The following is a 17,301-nucleotide window of genomic DNA, read 5'->3' as shown; positions in this document are numbered from 1 at the left end:
CGAGCAGGGACTGCGCCTCCGGCACCGTCAGCAGGGCGTCGAGCACCGCCATGCCCTCGCGCCGGTCGGCCCGGACCGAGACCCCGCGCTCGCGCAGGGCAGCGGCGAGCCGGTGTGCCTCGTCGCGGGCGTCACGGGCCAGCCCGAGCCGGCGGGCCCGTGCGCCGAGCTGGGCCGGGGTGGTGAGCCGTCCGGACATCCACCGCAGCAGGTCCCGCTCCACGGCGGCCCGCCGCTCCGCGTCGGCGATGGGCGCGACCTTCTCGAGCATCGGCCAGAGGTGACCGGTGTGCAGCGCCCCGGACTCGAGGGCGGCGAGGGTGCCCGGCAGCCGGTGCACCAGCGTCAGCGACCGGACCAGGAGCTGCTCGGCCGCCTGGGCCGAGAGGGACAGGGCCACCACGAGCTCCTGCGCCGCCCACTCGCTGACGTCGGCCAGCACGTCCGGCCGGGCAGCGCGGCGTTCGGCGCTCATGGCCCCCGGCTGCCCTGGCTGCCGGTCCGCGGAGGCGGGGCGGGTGGCGGCGAACTCGGCCACCGCACGGGCGCGCAGCGCCGTCTGCCGGGCGATCTCCCGGTCGGCGGCCTGCACCGCGCCGAGCGGCCCGGACGCCCGGCCGGCGACGGGCGCGGCCGGTCCGCTCGCTGCGGTCGCCACCTCGCCCACGTGTTCGATCATACGTTCGAACACGTGGCCCTGCAAGGCGAAAGAGCAGGTCAGCGGGCCTGAGGGCGCGACCGGTCAGGTCGGGGGGAGCTGGGCGACCGTCGACGCGATGCCGACCAGGTGGGCAAGCCGTAGCAGCTCCGACCGCCGGAACGCCGGACCGCCGGAGCGCCCCAGCACCACCGCCCGTCCGATGCCGTAGGGCACCGCCATCATCTCGATGGCCATCTCCTGCCAGCGCTCCGGCAGCCAGGACTCGTCGCTGGGCAGCAGCCGCGGCCCGGAGAGCGGGAGCCACGGCAGGGTCAGGCCGGTGAAGTCGGGCGCCGCCTCCGACGCGGCGAGCACCGCCTCCTCGACCAGCGGGGCCGGCTGCGCGGCGTCGTCGAGGATCACCGACCAGCCGCTGTGGAAGACCCGGGGCAGCTCCTCGGTGAGCAGCGCCGCGGGTGCGTGCCCGCCCCGGGACAGCGCGTCGAGCAGGTCCAGCTCGCGGTGGGTGTCCAGCGGCCCGGCGAAGGGGCGCAGCGACTCCACCTGCACCCCCTCGACCGCCTGGGCGACGGTGATCAGGCTGTCGGGCAGCCGGTCGCCGGGCAGGTCCACCACGACGTCGTCGACGGCGATGCCGTTTCCGCGCTCGAGGACGTCGAGCGAGACGATGTCGATGCCGGCGGTACCGAGCGCGGTGGCCACCGCGCCGAGCGCGCCGGGGCGGTCGGGGACCACCAGACGCAGGAGATAGGACACGGTTCCTCCGGGGAGTCCTCGCCGGTTCGGGCCGATCTCCGTCGATCGCGGTCCGGGGGAGCCTCTCACGCTGGTCGGCGCGCGTGTTCGCCCCACGTACAGTGATCCGGTCACGTCCCGGCCCGGAGCGGGCCGCCGGGCATCGCCGAAGTGGAGTTCCACCGCAGCATGAGCACCCCCTCCCCGAAGGGCCAACTGACCCGCGACGAGGTGGCGCACCTGGCGCACCTGTCCCGGCTGGCGGTGAGCGACGAGGAGCTCGACCTCTTCGCCGGCCAGCTCGCCGCCGTGCTGGACGCCGTCGCCCAGGTGGGCAAGGCCGACGTCGCCGACGTCACCCCCACCACGCACGCCGTGCCGATGACCAACGTCATGCGGCCCGACGTCGCCCGGCCCAGCCTGCCTCGCGACGTCGTCCTGGCCGGTGCGCCGGCTGCCGAGGACGACCGCTTCCGCGTGCCGCGCATCCTGGGGGAGGAGGCGTGACCACCACCGAGAACATCACCTCCAGCAGCGCGGCCGACCTCAGCCAGGCCCTGCAGGCCGGTGAGCTGAGCTCCGTCGAGGTCACCCGCGCCTACCTGGACCGCATCGCCGCGACCGACGGGACGATCGGCGCCTACCTGCACGTCGACGCCGACGCCGCGCTCGAGGCCGCCGGGGCCGTCGACGCCGCCCGCGCCAGGGGCGAGGAGCTCGGCCCGCTGGCCGGCGTCCCGATGGCGCTCAAGGACGTCGTCGTCACCGAGGGCGTGCCCACGACCAGCGGCTCGAAGATCCTCGAGGGCTGGCGGCCGCCGTACGACGCCACCCTGGCCGCCCGGCTCAAGGCCGCCGGCACGGTGCTGCTCGGCAAGACCAACATGGACGAGTTCGCGATGGGCTCCTCCACCGAGAACTCCGCCTACAAGGTCACCCGCAACCCCTGGGACACCGACCGCATCCCCGGCGGCTCCTCGGGCGGGTCGTCGGCCGCCGTCGCCGCCGGCCTGGCGCCGTGGGCGATCGGCACCGACACCGGCGGCTCGATCCGCCAGCCGGCGGCCGTGACCGGCCTGGTCGGCCACAAGCCCACCTACGGCTCGGTCTCCCGCTACGGGCTGATCGCGTTCTCCTCCAGCCTGGACCAGGCCGGCCCGATGACCCGGACGGTGCTCGACGCCGCCCTGCTGCACGAGGCCGTCGCCGGTCACGACCCGCTGGACTCCACGAGCATCGACTCGCCGGTGCCGGTGCTGGCCGAGTCGGCCCGCCGCGGCGCCGAGGGCGACCTCGCCGGCCTCCGGGTCGGCGTCGTCACCGAGCTCGGCGGCGACGGCCACACCGACGGCTACGAGCCCGGAGTGCTGGCGCGGGTCGCCGAGGCGGTCGCGCTGCTGGAGGGCATGGGCGCCGAGGTCCGGCAGGTCTCCTGCCCGGCCTTCGACCTCGCCCTGCCCGCCTACTACCTGATCGCGCCCAGCGAGGCGTCGTCGAACCTGGCCCGCTTCGACGGTGTCCGGTACGGCCTCCGGGCCGGCGACGACGGCAGCCGCGACCTCGACGAGGTCATGGCGCTCACCCGGGAGCAGGGCTTCGGCCCCGAGGTGAAGCGGCGCATCATCCTCGGCACCTACGCGCTGTCCAGCGGCTACTACGACGCCTACTACGGGCAGGCGCAGAAGGTCCGCACGCTGATCACCCGCGACTTCACCAGCGCGTGGGACGACGTGGACGTGCTCGTCAGCCCGACCAGCCCCACGGTGGCGTGGACCCTCGGCTCCCGGGTCGACGACCCGATCGCCATGTACGCCGCCGACCTCTGCACGCTGCCGGCCAGCCTCGCGGGCGTGCCGGCCATCTCGGTGCCGTGCGGCCTGTCCGACGGCCTGCCGGTCGGCTTCCAGATCATGGCCCCGGCCCTGGCCGACGACCGCTGCTACCGGGTGGCCGCCGCCCTGGAGGCCGCGCAGGACGCCGCCCGCGGGCACGCCCTGCTGGCCGGGATCGCCACCACCGGGATCGCCACCAAGGAGAACGCCCCCTCATGAGCGACACCCTGGTCGACTTCGACGAGGTCCTGACCCGCTACGAGCCGGTCATCGGCCTGGAGACCCACGTCGAGCTGGGCACCGAGTCGAAGATGTTCTGCGGCTGCTCGACGACGTTCGGCGCCGAGCCCAACACCCAGACCTGCCCGGTCTGCCTCGGCCTGCCCGGCTCGCTGCCGGTGGTCAACGCCGAGGCGATCGAGTCCACCATCCGGATCGGCCTCGCGCTGGGCTGCCGGATCGCCTCCTGGTCCCGGTTCGCGCGGAAGAACTACTTCTACCCGGACATCCCCAAGGGCTTCCAGACCAGCCAGTACGACGAGCCGCTGTGCACCGCCGGGCACCTGGACATCGAGCTCGACGGCGAGACCTACCGCGTGGAGATCGAGCGGGTCCACATCGAGGAGGACACCGGCAAGAACCTCCACGTCGGTGGTTCCACCGGCCGGATCCACGGTGCGGACCACTCGCTGGTGGACTACAACCGCGCCGGCATCCCGCTGGTGGAGATCGTCACCCGCCCGATCCCGGGCGCCGGCGCGAAGGCGCCGGAGCTGGCCCGCGCCTACGTCACCGAGCTGCGCGAGATCCTGCTCGCGCTCGGCGTCTCCGAGGTCCGGATGGAGCAGGGCAACCTGCGCTCGGACGTCAACACGTCTCTCGCCCCGATCGGCAGCCTGGACTGGGGCACCCGCACCGAGACCAAGAACGTGAACTCGCTGCGGTCGGTCGAGCGGTCCGTGCGCTTCGAGATGCGCCGCCAGGCCGCCGTCCTCGACGCCGGTGAGCGCGTGGTGCAGGAGACCCGGCACTTCCACGAGGACACCGGCAGCACCTCGTCCGGGCGGAGCAAGGAGGAGGCCACCGACTACCGGTACTTCCCCGAGCCCGACCTGGTGCCGATCGCGCCGGACGAGGAGTGGATTGAGGGTCTCCGGGCGGCGCTCCCGGAGCTCCCCGCCGCCCGCCGCGCGCGGCTCAAGCAGGAGTGGGGCCTCTCCGACACGGAGATGGCGTGGATCGTCAACGCCGGTGCTCTCGGGCTGGTCAGCGACACCGTCGCCGCAGGCGCCACGCCCGCCGACGCCCGCAAGTGGTGGCTCGGCGAGCTCGCCCGCCGCGCCAACGACAGCGGCGTCGAGCTGACCGAGCTGCCGGTGACCCCGCAGCAGGTCGCCGAGCTCGCCGGTCTCGTCACGGCCGGCACGGTGAACGACCAGCTCGCCCGCCAGGCGCTGGACGGCGTGCTCGCCGGCGAGGGCGGCCCGGCCGCGGTCGTGGAGTCCCGCGGGCTGGCCGTCATGGGCGACTCCGACGAGCTGGTCGCCGCCGTCGAGGCGGCCATCGAGGGCAACCCCGACGTCGCGGACAAGGTGCGCGGCGGCAAGGTGCAGGCGATCGGGGCGCTCGTGGGCGCGGTCATGAAGACCACCCGCGGCAAGGCCGACGCCGCGACGGTGAAGCGCATGCTCGAGGAGCGCCTCGTCAGCTCCTGACCTCCGGCAGGTCCGGGCCTCCGGCAGCTCCTAGCCTGTGGGTGTGGAGCTGCCGGAGGTGGAGCTGCGGCCGCTGCGCCGGTCGGACCTCCCGCTGCTGGCGGAGTGGCTCGCCGAGCCGCTGGTCGCCCGCTGGTGGGACGAGGACCCCGCGACGGTCGAGGCGCAGTACGGCCCGTGCGTCGACGGCACGGACCCGACCGCCGTGTACCTCGGGGTGCACGAGGGGGAGCCGTTCGGCCTGGTGCAGGTCTACCGCTTCGACGACGAGCCGGAGTCGCTCGCGGAGCTGAGCACCGTCTGCCCGGTGCCCCCCGGAGCGCTGAGCATCGACTACCTGGTCGGTGTGCCGAGCGCACGTGGGCGGGGTCTGGGCGCGGCCCTGATCGCGGCCGCCGTGGCCCGCGGCTTCGCCGACCACCCGGACGCGCAGGACGTGCTCGTGCCGGTGGCGCGGGGCAACGAGGCGTCGTGGCGGGCGCTGCGCCGGGCCGGCGCCACCTGGTACGCCGACGGCGAGCTCACGCCGGACAACCCGGTCGACCCCCGGGACCACGTCGTGCACCGCTTCACCCGGTGACGACCGGCGGAGATCAGAGCGGGGACTCGGGCTGGCCGCCGGGCGGGCGGATGCGCAGGACCTTGTCGTCGCCCTCGCCGGGGGTCCCGATGCCGTCCTTGTTCGACGTGGTCACCCACAGCGCGCCCTGGGGGTCCAGCACGGTGGTGCGCAGCCGGCCGTAGCGGCCGCCGAGCACCTCGTCGGTGGCGTCCTCGACCGGGTTCCCCTGCTCGTCGAGGGTCAGGACGTGCACCCGCCGGCCGTCGAGAGCGCCGAGGAAGACCGTGCCGTTCGTGACCGCGCAGCCGCCCAGCCCGCCCTCCTCGGACGGGACCGTGGCGAGCGCGGGGGCACCGCTGCCGCCCTCGGTGACGACGTCGAGCTCGTCGGGGCCCTCCCGCGACTCGTCGGTCGCGTACGTCCGCTCCTCGTCCTGGCACAGCGCGGTGACGTCGCGGTGCCCGCGGCTGAACACCGGCCCGTCGGCGCCCACCGGCCGGCCGAACACGTCGATGCGCAGCACCTTGCCGGCCAGCGACGCCGGGTCCGCGGCCAGGGCGGGGTCCCCGGCGTCGCCGGTGCCCACGTAGAGGTGGCCGTCGGCGCCGGTCATCAGCGCGCCGCCGTTGCCGACCTCGCCGCGCGGGATGCCGGTGAGCACCGGGTTCGGGGTGCCGCCGATCGGGAAGCGGACGACCCGGTTGTCGGTCGCCGTCGAGACGTAGGCGAACAGCAGCCCGTCCTCGGGGAACGTGGGCGAGAGGGCGAGGCCGAGCAGACCGCCGTCGCCGGCGGTGTCGACGCCCGGCAGGGTCATGAGCTCCTTCGCCGGGGACCGGTCGGGGAAGACCTGCAGCAGCCGGCCGGTCTCCCGCTCGCCCACGATCGCGCTGCCGTCGGGCAGCACGACCAGGCCGGTCGGCACCGTCAGCCCCGTCGCGACGACGTTGGGGTCGCCGCCCTCCTCGCCCGACCCGGGCTGCGCGGGATCGCCCGGCACCGGCTGGGGCGGCCGGCCGACCTCGGGCGGCGCGCCCTCGGGGAGCGGCCGGAACGGCCCGGCGGGCTCGTAGCCGCTCTCGCCGCAACCGGCCAGCACCGCCACGCCGACCGCCACGGCGAACAGCCGTGCCGTCCGCGTCCGCGACCGTCGTCCCACGCCGATGACAGTACGTGCGCGGCGCGACCCGGCGCCTAGAGTCCGGGCGTGGCGCACCTCGACCTGGACCCCGACGAGACCCTGCACGTCCTCGTGCCCTCGCGCGCGATCGGAGCCGCCGTCGAGGCGCTGTCCCCGCGGGTGCGGGCGCACCGCATCGAGGCCTCCGACGGCCCGCCGACCGGGGACGCGGCCCTGGCCCAGGTGTGGGTGCCGCGCTCGGGCGGCGCCGCGCTGCCCGGCCGGGAGTTCTTCGACGCGCTCCCGCACCTGCGGCTCGTGCAGCTGCTCAGCGCGGGGGCGGAGGCCTTCGCCGGGAAGCTGCCCGAGGGCGTGCACCTGTGCAACGCCCGGGGCGCGCACACCCCGTCGACCGCGGAGTGGGCGGTCGCCGCGATGCTCGCCGCCCTGCGCGGCATCCCCTCCTTCGTCCGGGAGCAGGACGCCGGGCGCTGGTCCCCGGCCACGCACGGCTCGCTGGTGGGGGCGCGGGTGCTGGTGGTGGGCGCCGGGGACATCGGCCGCGCCATCGGCCGGATGCTGCAGGGGTTCGACGTCGAGCTCACCTACGTGGCCCGCACCGCCCGCGACGGCGTCCGCTCGACCGACGAGCTGCCCCAGCTCCTCCCGCACGCCGACGTCGTGGTGCTCATCGTCCCGGTGACCGCCGGGACCCGGGGCATGGTCGACGCGTCCTTCCTCGCCGCCATGAAGGACGGCGCCCTGCTGGTGAACGCCGCCCGCGGCGTCGTCGTCGACACCGACGCGCTGCTCGCCGAGCTGGTCGCCGGCCGGCTGCGTGCGGCCCTCGACGTGACCGACCCCGAGCCGCTGCCCGGGGGCCACCTGCTGTGGTCCGCGCCGGGGCTGCTGCTCACCCCGCACGTGGGCGGCGCCGTCCCGGCCACGAACGAGCGGGCCGCGGCGGCGGTGACCGACCAGGTCCGCCGGGTCCTGGAGGGCCGGCCCCTCGGGAACGTCGTCGGCGACTACTGAGCCGACAGCTGGATCCGGCCGCCGGAGGCGTCGGCGAGCCGGGGCAGGTCGCGCGCCCGCACGACGGGCAGCCGCAGCTCCGTCCCGGCCGTCCGGACCAGCCAGAGGTCACCCTTCGGCCCCACCCGGATGCCGGCGACCTCCGCCCACGGCACGTGCCGGCTGCCGACCAGCGCGCGCACCGTGAGCCCCTCGCCGGTGATGTCCAGGCCGGTCCGCAGCACCCACACGGTGAGAACCAGGGGGACCAGCAGCAGCACCTGCAGCCCGGGCACGGTGGTGGCCAGCGGGAGGGCGCACAGAGCCAGGAAGCCGACGGGGAACAGCGCGGTGCGGTTCATCCGCAGGCGGGCAGGGGCGTCCACGACGACCGATCCTCCCAGACCCCTCAGGCGGCCAGCCGCGACAGCTTCGCGGCCGTGCCGGTGCCGTCGACGGCGGTGTAGACGACCAGCTGGATCCCGGGGGCGTCGGCCGGGGTGAGCTGGTGGTGCTCCAGGACGAGCGTGCCGACGACGGGGTGCTCGAAGCGGCGCTCCGTGGAGGTGAACCGGTCGACGTCGTGGCTCGCCCAGCCCTCCCGGAAGCTCGGGCTGGCCGCCTGCAGCCGGGTCACCAGGTCGACGACCTCGGGGTCGGCCAGCCGCGGGCCGACCTCGGCGCGGAACTGGGTGAGGAAGCGCCGGCTGTCGGCCGTCCAGTCGCCGAGCAGGTCCCGGACGGCGGGGTCGGTGAACACCGCCCACAGCAGGTTCCGGTCGGCCGGCGCCATCGCGGCCACGCCCGGGTACAGCCGCTCGTAGGCCCGGTTCCAGCCGACGATCGACCAGCTCGAGGTGATCGCGTAGACGGGGGAGGGGGTGAGGGCGTCCATCAGCCGCTGCAGGTGCGCCGGCACCGCGTCGAACGGGCCCTCGGCCGGGGCGCCGCCGTGCCCCGACAGGCGCAGCAGGTACTCGTGCTCGGCCGGCGACAGCCGCAGGGTGCGCGCCAGGGCGTCCATCACCTGCCGGGAGGGCCGGATGTCGCGGCCCTGCTCCAGCCACGTGTACCAGGTGTGGCTCACCCCGGCGAGCAGCGCGACCTCCTCCCGCCGCAGCCCCGGCGTCCGCCGGTTGCCGCCCGCGGGCAGGCCGACCGCGGCCGGGCTCACCTGGCGACGTCGGGAGCCGAGGAACTCGGCCAGCTCACGGCGGGCGGTGGCGGTCACGAGGGCTCCGATCGGTGGTGGTACCGGTACCAGTATCAACGCAACCGGAGCGGCGGGGCCGGACCGGCATAGCATCGCCGCCGTGACGACCGTGGAAGACCGCCCCGCCGGCAGCGAGACCGCCAACCTCAAGCCCCGCAGCCACGAGGTGACCGACGGGGACGCCAAGGCCCCCGCCCGCGCCATGCTGCGCGCCGTCGGCATGGGTGACGACGACTTCAGCAAGCCGCAGATCGGCGTGGCCTCGTCCTGGAACGAGATCACCCCCTGCAACCTCTCCCTCGACCGGCTGGCCAAGCGGGCCAAGGAGGGCGTGCACGCCGCCGGCGGCTTCCCGCTGGAGTTCGGCACCATCTCGGTCTCCGACGGCATCTCCATGGGCCACGAGGGCATGCGCGCCTCGCTGGTCTCCCGCGAGGTCATCGCCGACTCGGTCGAGACGGTCATGTTCGCCGAGCGACTCGACGGCTCGGTGCTGCTCGCGGGCTGCGACAAGTCGCTGCCCGGCATGCTGATGGCCGCCGCGCGCCTGGACCTCGCCAGCGTCTTCCTCTACTCCGGCTCCACGCTGCCGGGGAAGCTCGGCGACCGCGACGACCTCACGATCATCGACGTGTTCGAGGCCGTCGGCGCCTGCGCGCGCGGCCTGATCACCCGTGACGAGCTGACCGCCATCGAGAAGGCCGCCTGCCCCGGCCAGGGCTCCTGCGGCGGCATGTACACCGCCAACACGATGGCCAGCGTGGCCGAGGCGCTCGGCATGGCGCTGCCGGGCAGCGCCGCCCCGCCGGCCCCCGACAGCCGCCGCGACGCCTTCGCCGTCGCCTCGGGCGAGGCGGTCGTCAACCTGCTGCGCAAGGGCATCACCGCGCGGCAGATCATGACCAAGGAGGCGTTCGAGAACGCCATCACCGTCGTCATGGCGCTGGGCGGCTCGACCAACGCCGTCCTGCACCTGCTGGCGATCGCCCACGAGGCCCAGGTCGACCTGACCCTCGAGGACTTCAACCGGATCGGTGACCGCACGCCGCACCTCGCCGACGTCAAGCCCTTCGGCCGGTTCGTCATGACCGACATCGACCGCGTCGGCGGCGTCCCGGTCGTGCTGCGGGCGCTGCTCGACGCCGGCCTCCTGCACGGCGACGCGCTGACCGTCACCGGCAAGACCATGGCCGAGAACCTCGCCGAGATCTCCCCGCCGGACCTCGACGGCACGATCGTGCACGCGATGAACAACCCGATCCACACCACCGGCGGCCTCACCATCCTGCGCGGCTCGCTGTCCCCGGAGGGTGCGGTCGTGAAGTCGGCCGGCTTCGACGCCGAGGTGTTCGAGGGCACCGCCCGCGTCTTCGACGGCGAGCAGGGCGCCATGGACGCGGTCACCGAGGGCACGCTCAAGGCCGGCGACGTCGTCGTCATCCGGTACGAGGGCCCGCGGGGCGGCCCGGGCATGCGCGAGATGCTGGCCGTGACCGGCGCGATCAAGGGCGCCGGGCTGGGCAAGGACGTCCTGCTGCTCACCGACGGCCGGTTCTCCGGCGGGACGACGGGCCTCTGCGTCGGTCACATCGCGCCCGAGGCCGCCGACGGCGGCCCGATCGCCCACGTCCGCGACGGCGACCGGATCCGGCTGGACCTCACCACCCGCACCCTCGACCTGCTCGTCGACGAGGCGGAGCTGGCGGAGCGGAAGGTCGGCTGGGAGCCGCTGCCCCCGCGCTACACGACCGGCGTCCTCGGCAAGTACGCCAAGCTCGTCGGCTCGGCGGCGCAGGGCGCCATCTGCGGCTGACCCCCCATGGGGTGACCCTCCGCGGCGTCGGCTTCGCGGAGGGTCGGCACCTGCCGACCATGCGGATGTGGACGGACGTGGGTCGAGCAGGCACGGACGGGTCGCACCATGACCCCGCGCGTGCGCTCCCGCGGCGTCCCCGGCCGACCGGCCCCGGTCCTGCCGGCCGGTCGCGACCCGCGGGCGCGCCGTGAGTCGGCCGCGGCGCTGACCGCCCTGGGCGTGCTGGGCATGGTGGCGGTGGCCCTGCGCGTCGCGCTCGGCAGCGGGACGTCGCCGGCCTTCCCCCTGGTGCTCGCCGTGGAGTCGGTGCTGGCCGGCGTGGTGGTCACGCGGCACGCGAGCCGGCTCGACGCCCGGTCCCGGCGGCCCTGGCGCGCGCTGGGCGCGGTCGCCGGGCTGCTCACGGTCGCGGAGCTGGTCTACCTGGTGGACCCGGCCGGCTCGCGCAGCGTCCTGGCCCAGGTGCCGCAGGTGCTCGCCGTCCCGCTGGGCATCGCGGCCTGCCTGCTCCTGATGCCGTCCCGGGCCGGCCGGCGCCCGGGCGTGCGCGAGCTCCTCGACGGCGGCATCGTCCTGGTGGCGGTCGCGCTGGTCGGCGTGCTGGTGCTCGACGAGGCGGCGGCCGGCACCCGCGACCTCGTGGATGCACTGATGGTGGTCGGCTACCCCGTGACCGGCGCGCTGGTGTGCGGCATGGGCCTCATGGCGGTCTCGCGCGCGGGCCGCTCCCGGCGCAGGGCCGCGGTGTGGCTGCTGGCCACCATGACCTCCTTCGCGGTGGTCGCGGTCGCGGGCGCGATGGCCAACGTCCTGGGTGCAGAGGCGTCCCACGTGCTCACGCTCCTCGCCTGGACGGCGATGCTGGCCGCGGCGGTCCGGGCCGTCGACGCCGACCCCGGCGCGCTGGTGGCCGGGACCGAGGAGGAGTCCGGCCCCGCCATGTTCGGCGTGGTGGCCGGCCAGGCGACGGCCTACGGTGTGGCCGGTGTCGTCGTCGTGATGCTGGGCGCCGGGCACACCTTCTCCGTGCTCGAGCAGGTCATGGTCGCCCTGGTCGTGCTGCAGACCTCGGCGCGCGGGCTGCTGTGGGCGGCCGACGGCCGCCGGCTGACCCGCCGCATGGAGCGGACGGAGGCCTACTTCCGGGCCCTGGCCGCCAGCGCGGAGGACGTCACCGTCGTCCTGGACGACGACGGCCGGGTGCGGTGGGTCTCCGGTCCCGCCCACGGCCAGCTCGGGTGGCCCGCGCGGGACCTCACCGACCGCGTCCTCGCCGACCTCGTCGACCCGGCGGACCACGCCGTGCTCGCCGCGGCGCTCGACACCGTGGCCGCCCCGGCGGCGGTGCCGCCGGTCGTCCGGCTGCGTGCCCGCGAGGGGGACTGGCGCGACGTCGAGCTCTCCGGCGCGGCGCGGGCCGGGGTCCCCGGGACGGCGCTGCGCGAGGGCCTCGTGCTGCACCTGCGCGACGTCACCGCCCGCCGTTCGACCCAGCGCGAGCTGGAGCGCATGGCGTTCACCGACTACCTCACCGGGCTGCCGAACCGGGCGCGCTTCATGGCCGAGCTGGACGACGCCCACACCCGGGCGGCGGCGGGGGACAAGGTCTGCGTCCTGCTGGTGGACCTCGACGGCTTCAGGGCCGTCAACGACGTCGCCGGGCACGACGCCGGCGACCGGCTGCTGTGCCAGGTCGCCGACCAGCTCCGCCAGCGGGCGCGCGAGCAGGACCTCGTGGCGCGCCTCGGCGGCGACGAGTTCGCCCTGCTCGTCCCGGGGGACCTCGACGAGGCGACCGGGCTGGCCGAGCGGCTGGTGGTCGCGCTCGACCGCTCCTTCCGGGCCCCAGGGCCGGCGGACGACGGGACCGGGCCGGTCTTCGCCGTCTCCGGCAGCATCGGCGTCGCGCGGCTGGACGCCGGCCAGCCGACCACCGCCGCGGTCCGGCAGGCGGACGTGGCGCTGCGGGCGGCCAAGGCCGCCGGCAAGCGCTGCGTGCGCTCCTCCGGCGAGGGCATCGACGACGCGCTCGGCCGCCGCACCCGGCTGGCCCGGGACCTGCCGCTCGCGCTGGAGCAGGGCCAGCTGCGCGTGGTCTACCAGCCGGTCGTGGGGGTCGAGGACCGGCGGGTGCTGGGCCTGGAGGCGCTGGTCCGCTGGGAGCACCCGCTGCTCGGCACGGTCGGCCCCGAGGACTTCATCCCGATCGCCGAGGACGACGGGCTGATCGTGCCGCTGGAGCGGTGGGTGCTGAAGACCGCCACGGCCGACGCCGCCCGGCTGCTCGCCGACGGGCGCGACGTGCAGGTGGGCGTCAACGTCTCCATGCGCCACCTGCAGGCCGGCTGCCTCGCCCCCGACGTGGCGCAGGCCCTGGCCGCGGCCGGGCTGCCCCCGGGCAAGCTGGTCCTGGAGCTCACCGAGTCGGTGATGATCGACCAGCAGGCCCGGCTGGAGAGCGATCTGGCGACGCTGCGCGGCATGGGCTGCGTCCTCGCCCTCGACGACTTCGGCCGCGGCTACTCCTCGCTGGCCTACCTCGCCCGCCTGCCCGTGCACATCCTGAAGATGGACCGGGAGTTCATCGCCGACATCGAGACCGACCCCCGGGGCCGGGCCCTGGTGGCCGCCGTGGTCGAGCTCGGCCGAACCCTGGGCATGGACGTCATCGCCGAGGGCGTGGAGACCGACGGCCAGCTGGCCGAGCTGCGGGCCATGGACTGCCGGTTCCTGCAGGGCTACCTCTTCGGCCGGCCGATGCCCCTGGCCGAGCTGCGGGCCATGCTGCAGGACTTCGACGCCAGCGTCCTGGACGGCGCTCTCGCAGATCTGGACACCGATGTCCACCTGGTGGGACAGGGCGGTTGACGACGCGGCGCCGGGAGGCGCACAGTGTCGGTGTGCCTCGCACCAGCATGCCCGCAGACGCCCGCACCAGCGGCGTCCTCGTACTCGCGTAGCGCGTCCGGTCACCGACCGACGCGCTGACCCTTCGTGCCCGTGGCACGAGGGGTTTTTTGTTGGCCGTGACCTGGCGCACAGCGAGCACGCTGACCGTCGCACCAGCCCGTACCACGCCGCAAGGCACAGGAGACCCGCGCGATGACCACCACCCCGAACGAGGCCGCCACCCGCGAGGCGGCCGAAGCACTCACCGGCGTCGAGACGACCGCCCGGTCCGTCGCGGAGAGCGCCGCCGAGCCCGCCGCCGGCATCACCGGCGCGCAGAGCCTGGTCCGCTCCCTCGAGGCCGTCGGCGTCGACGTGGTCTTCGGCATCCCCGGCGGCGCGATCCTGCCGGCATACGACCCGCTGTTCGACTCCGCGGTGCGCCACGTGCTCGTCCGGCACGAGCAGGGCGCCGGCCACGCCGCCACCGGGTACGCGCAGGCGACCGGCCGCGTCGGCGTCTGCATGGCGACCTCCGGCCCCGGCGCCACCAACCTGGTCACGCCGCTGGCCGACGCCTACATGGACTCGGTCCCGATCGTCGCCATCACCGGGCAGGTGCCCAGCGCGGCCATCGGCACCGACGCCTTCCAGGAGGCGGACATCCGCGGCATCACGATGCCGGTCACCAAGCACAACTTCCTGGTCACCTCGGCCGCGGAGATCCCGCAGCGGATCGCCGAGGCCTTCCACCTCGCCTCCACCGGCCGTCCCGGCCCGGTCCTGGTCGACATCCCCAAGGACGTCCTCCAGGCCACCACCGACTTCTCCTGGCCGCCGCGCATGGACCTGCCGGGCTACAAGCCGACCACCCGGCCGCACGGCAAGCAGGTCCGCGAGGCCGCGACGCTGATCGCCGGTGCCTCCCGCCCGGTGCTGTACGTCGGCGGCGGCGTGCTCAAGGCGCAGGCGACCGAGGAGCTCGCCGAGCTGGCCGAGCTCACCGGCGCGCCGGTCGTCACGACCCTCATGGCCCGGGGGGCCTTCCCCGACAGCAGCCCGCAGCACCTGGGCATGCCCGGCATGCACGGCACGGTCGCCGCGGTGACGGCGCTGCAGAAGTCCGACGTCATCGTCGCCCTCGGCGCCCGCTTCGACGACCGGGTCACCGGTGAGCTGTCGAGCTTCGCGCCCGAGGCGCTGGTCGTCCACGCCGACATCGACCCGGCGGAGATCGGCAAGAACCGCAAGGCCGACGTGCCGATCGTCGGTGACGCCAAGGAGACCATCGCCCAGCTGGTCGAGGCCCTCCGCGCCGAGCACGCCGCCGGCCGGACCCCCGACCTCGCGGCCTGGTGGGCGCAGCTCGACGACTGGCGGGAGCGCTACCCGCTCGGCTACGACTGGCCCGAGGACGGGGCGCTGTCCCCGCAGTACGTGATCGAGCGGCTGGGCGCCATCGCCGGCCCGGACGCGATCTACACCTCCGGCGTCGGCCAGCACCAGATGTGGGCCGCGCAGTTCATCAAGTACGAGAAGCCGGGCACCTGGCTCAACAGCGGTGGCCTCGGGACGATGGGCTACTCCGTCCCCGCCGCCATGGGCGCGAAGTACGGCTGCCCGGAGACCACCGTCTGGGCGATCGACGGCGACGGCTGCTTCCAGATGACCAACCAGGAGCTGGCCACCTGCGCCATCGAGGGGATCCCGGTCAAGGTCGCCGTCATCAACAACGGCAACCTCGGCATGGTGCGCCAGTGGCAGACCCTGTTCTACGAGGGCCGCTACTCCAACACCAAGCTGCACGCGCAGGAGGCCGACGGCACCCCCAAGCCCGTCCGCATCCCCGACTTCGTGGCGCTGGCCGAGGCGCTGGGCTGCGTCGGCCTGCGCTGCGAGAGCAAGGACGACGTGGACGCCGTCATCGAGAAGGCCATGGCCATCAACGACGCCCCCGTCGTCATCGACTTCGTCGTCGGTGCCGACGCCCAGGTGTGGCCCATGGTCGCCGCGGGCGCCAGCAACGACGCCATCCTGGCCGCGCGCGACCTGCGCCCGGTCTTCGGCGACGGCCAGGTCTGAAGGAGACGACTCAGATGACCCGCCACACGCTCTCGGTCCTCGTCGAGAACAAGTCCGGTGTGCTCGCCCGCGTCTCGGCGCTGTTCAGCCGCCGCGGCTTCAACATCGAGTCCCTCGCCGTCGGCCCCACGGAGAACCCCGACCTCTCGCGCATGACGATCGTCGTCGACGCGGAGAGCCAGCCGCTGGAGCAGATCACCAAGCAGCTCAACAAGCTCATCGAGATCATCAAGATCGTCGAGCTGGACGGCGGGGCCGCCGTCCAGCGCGAGCTGCTGCTGGTGAAGGTCCGCGCGCCCCTGGCCGAGCGCACCCAGGTGCTGCAGACCGCCGAGCTCTTCCGGGCCCGCGTGATCGACGTCAACACCGACACCGTGACCCTGGAGGCGACCGGCACGCCGGACAAGCTCCAGGCCCTGCTGGCGGTGCTCGCACCGCTGGGCATCAAGGAGATGGCGCAGTCGGGCACCGTCGCCCTGGGCCGGGGGCCGCGGGCGATGTCCGGCGCCGGTACCTTGCGCCCGGTCGAGCGCAGCGCCTGACGCCGCCGGGCCCCCACACGCAACGACCTACCGAGAAACCACCGAAGGGAAGTCCCACCGCATGGCCGCCGAGATCTTCTACGACAGCGACGCCGACCTCTCCATCATCCAGGGGCGCACCGTCGCCGTCCTGGGCTACGGCAGCCAGGGCCACGCCCACGCGCTCTCGCTGCGCGACTCGGGTGTCGACGTGCGCGTCGGCCTCCCCGAGGGCTCCAAGAGCCGCGCGAAGGCCGAGGCCGAGGGCCTGCGGGTCGTCACGCCGGCCGAGGCCTCCGCCGAGGCCGACCTGATCATGATACTGGCGCCGGACCACGTGCAGCGGACGCTGTACGCGGAGTCCGTGGAGCCGAACCTGCAGGACGGCGACGCGCTGTTCTTCGGCCACGGCTTCAACATCCGCTTCGGCTACATCAAGCCCCCGGCCGGCGTCGACGTCGCCATGGTCGCCCCCAAGGGCCCGGGCCACCTGGTTCGCCGCGAGTTCGAGAACGGCAAGGGCGTGCCCTGCCTCGTCGCCGTCGAGCAGGACGCCAGCGGCTCGGCCCTGCAGCTGGCCCTCTCCTACGCGGCGGCCATCGGCGGCACCCGCGCCGGCGTCATCAGGACGACCTTCGCCGAGGAGACCGAGACCGACCTCTTCGGTGAGCAGGCCGTCCTCTGCGGTGGCGCCAGCGCGCTGATCACCGCCGGTTTCGAGACGCTGACCGAGGCCGGCTACCAGCCCGAGGTCGCCTACTTCGAGTGCCTCCACGAGCTGAAGCTCATCGTAGACCTCATGTACGAGGGCGGCATCGCCAAGCAGCGCTGGTCGGTGTCCGACACCGCCGAGTACGGCGACTACACCTCCGGCCCGAAGGTCATCGACGCGCGCGTCAAGGAGTCGATGAAGGAGGTCCTCGGCGCGATCAAGGACGGCTCCTGGGCCGCGGCCTTCATCGCCGACCAGGACGCCGGCGCGCCGGACTTCAAGGCGAAGCGGGCCGCCGCCGAGGCGCACCCGATCGAGGAGACCGGGCGCAAGCTCCGCGGCCTGATGAGCTGGGTCTCGGCGTCGGACGACTACACCGGCACCGCCGCCCGCAGCTGAGACGACGACGGCCCCGCTGCTTCCGCAGCG

General features: G+C 74.6%; 14 protein-coding genes and 1 pseudogene. 10 read left to right on the top strand and 5 right to left on the bottom strand.

The genetic code is table 11. The features are described from left to right. Together E4P43_RS16165 and E4P43_RS16160 are read right to left on the bottom strand one after the other, a co-directional pair. Window positions 1-667 (bottom strand): annotated as a pseudogene (locus E4P43_RS16165) (HNH endonuclease); the annotation flags it as partial. Window positions 668-742: 75 nt separating this feature from the next. Continuing rightward, on the bottom strand, window positions 743-1,417 hold the full coding sequence (locus E4P43_RS16160) for an ACT domain-containing protein (protein WP_135146475.1): 675 nt from the start codon (window positions 1,415-1,417) through the stop codon (window positions 743-745). Window positions 1,418-1,585: 168 nt separating this feature from the next. Here E4P43_RS16160 and gatC point away from each other — a divergent pair, with 168 nt between their 5' ends. The 4 genes from gatC to E4P43_RS16140 are packed head-to-tail and all read left to right on the top strand — an operon-like array spanning window position 1,586 to window position 5,523. Continuing rightward, entirely contained in the window at window positions 1,586-1,903 is a 318-nt protein-coding gene (gatC, locus tag E4P43_RS16155) for an Asp-tRNA(Asn)/Glu-tRNA(Gln) amidotransferase subunit GatC (protein ID WP_135146474.1), read from the top strand. Continuing rightward, window positions 1,900-3,447 (top strand): Asp-tRNA(Asn)/Glu-tRNA(Gln) amidotransferase subunit GatA, encoded by a 1,548-nt coding sequence (gene gatA, locus E4P43_RS16150; RefSeq protein WP_135146473.1) that lies wholly within the window; start codon window positions 1,900-1,902, stop codon window positions 3,445-3,447. Before gatC ends, gatA begins: the two co-directional genes overlap by 4 nt. After that, window positions 3,444-4,943 (top strand): Asp-tRNA(Asn)/Glu-tRNA(Gln) amidotransferase subunit GatB, encoded by a 1,500-nt coding sequence (gatB, locus tag E4P43_RS16145; RefSeq protein WP_135146472.1) that lies wholly within the window; start codon window positions 3,444-3,446, stop codon window positions 4,941-4,943. The genes gatA and gatB overlap by 4 nt, the downstream gene beginning before the upstream one ends. A 43-nt stretch (window positions 4,944-4,986) precedes the next feature. After that, entirely contained in the window at window positions 4,987-5,523 is a 537-nt protein-coding gene (locus E4P43_RS16140; RefSeq protein WP_135146471.1) for a GNAT family N-acetyltransferase, read from the top strand. Window positions 5,524-5,536: 13 nt separating this feature from the next. Here the strand turns inward: E4P43_RS16140 and E4P43_RS16135 are convergent, their stop codons facing one another. Next, on the bottom strand, window positions 5,537-6,664 hold the full coding sequence (locus E4P43_RS16135; RefSeq protein WP_135146470.1) for a PQQ-dependent sugar dehydrogenase: 1,128 nt from the start codon (window positions 6,662-6,664) through the stop codon (window positions 5,537-5,539). Window positions 6,665-6,712: 48 nt separating this feature from the next. Between E4P43_RS16135 and E4P43_RS16130 the strand changes: the two genes are divergently transcribed. Beyond that, a complete protein-coding gene (locus E4P43_RS16130; protein ID WP_135146469.1) occupies window positions 6,713-7,660 on the top strand; it encodes a 2-hydroxyacid dehydrogenase in 948 nt (315 codons plus the stop codon). Here the strand turns inward: E4P43_RS16130 and E4P43_RS16125 are convergent. Both E4P43_RS16125 and E4P43_RS16120 read right to left on the bottom strand, forming a co-directional pair. Beyond that, the gene (locus E4P43_RS16125) at window positions 7,654-8,025 is read right to left on the bottom strand and encodes a PH domain-containing protein (RefSeq protein ID WP_245159183.1); all 372 of its coding nucleotides are present in this window, start codon (window positions 8,023-8,025) and stop codon (window positions 7,654-7,656) included. The two genes, E4P43_RS16130 and E4P43_RS16125, sit on opposite strands and share 7 nt — an antisense overlap. Window positions 8,026-8,048: 23 nt before the next feature. Further along, entirely contained in the window at window positions 8,049-8,870 is an 822-nt protein-coding gene (locus E4P43_RS16120; protein WP_245159182.1) for a helix-turn-helix transcriptional regulator, read from the bottom strand. Window positions 8,871-8,952: 82 nt separating this feature from the next. Here E4P43_RS16120 and ilvD point away from each other — a divergent pair, with 82 nt between their 5' ends. The 5 genes from ilvD to ilvC all read left to right on the top strand — a co-directional run bounded on the left by ilvD (window position 8,953) and on the right by ilvC (window position 17,271). Further along, window positions 8,953-10,665: a dihydroxy-acid dehydratase gene (ilvD, locus tag E4P43_RS16115; RefSeq protein ID WP_209313922.1), complete on the top strand. Its 1,713-nt coding sequence runs from the start codon at window positions 8,953-8,955 to the stop codon at window positions 10,663-10,665. Window positions 10,666-10,773: 108 nt separating this feature from the next. Continuing rightward, window positions 10,774-13,536 (top strand): GGDEF domain-containing protein, encoded by a 2,763-nt coding sequence (locus E4P43_RS16110; RefSeq protein ID WP_135146467.1) that lies wholly within the window; start codon window positions 10,774-10,776, stop codon window positions 13,534-13,536. A 234-nt stretch (window positions 13,537-13,770) separates the two neighbouring features. Continuing rightward, window positions 13,771-15,639: an acetolactate synthase large subunit gene (locus tag E4P43_RS16105; RefSeq protein WP_135146466.1), complete on the top strand. Its 1,869-nt coding sequence runs from the start codon at window positions 13,771-13,773 to the stop codon at window positions 15,637-15,639. 14 nt (window positions 15,640-15,653) lie between these two features. After that, window positions 15,654-16,181, top strand: a complete 528-nt coding sequence (gene ilvN / locus E4P43_RS16100; protein WP_113799115.1) for an acetolactate synthase small subunit — start codon at window positions 15,654-15,656, stop codon at window positions 16,179-16,181. A 61-nt stretch (window positions 16,182-16,242) separates the two neighbouring features. Continuing rightward, window positions 16,243-17,271, top strand: coding sequence for a ketol-acid reductoisomerase (gene ilvC, locus E4P43_RS16095; protein ID WP_135146465.1), 1,029 nt, complete (start codon window positions 16,243-16,245; stop codon window positions 17,269-17,271). The last annotated feature ends 30 nt before the right edge of the window (window positions 17,272-17,301 follow it).

Origin of the sequence: Blastococcus sp. TF02A-35 (genome assembly GCF_004571075.1) — a bacterium.
In the GTDB taxonomy this organism is placed as follows: domain Bacteria; phylum Actinomycetota; class Actinomycetes; order Mycobacteriales; family Geodermatophilaceae; genus Blastococcus.
The sequence above is the reverse complement of the archived record's forward strand: the minus strand, read 5'-3'. Positions and strand labels throughout refer to the sequence as shown.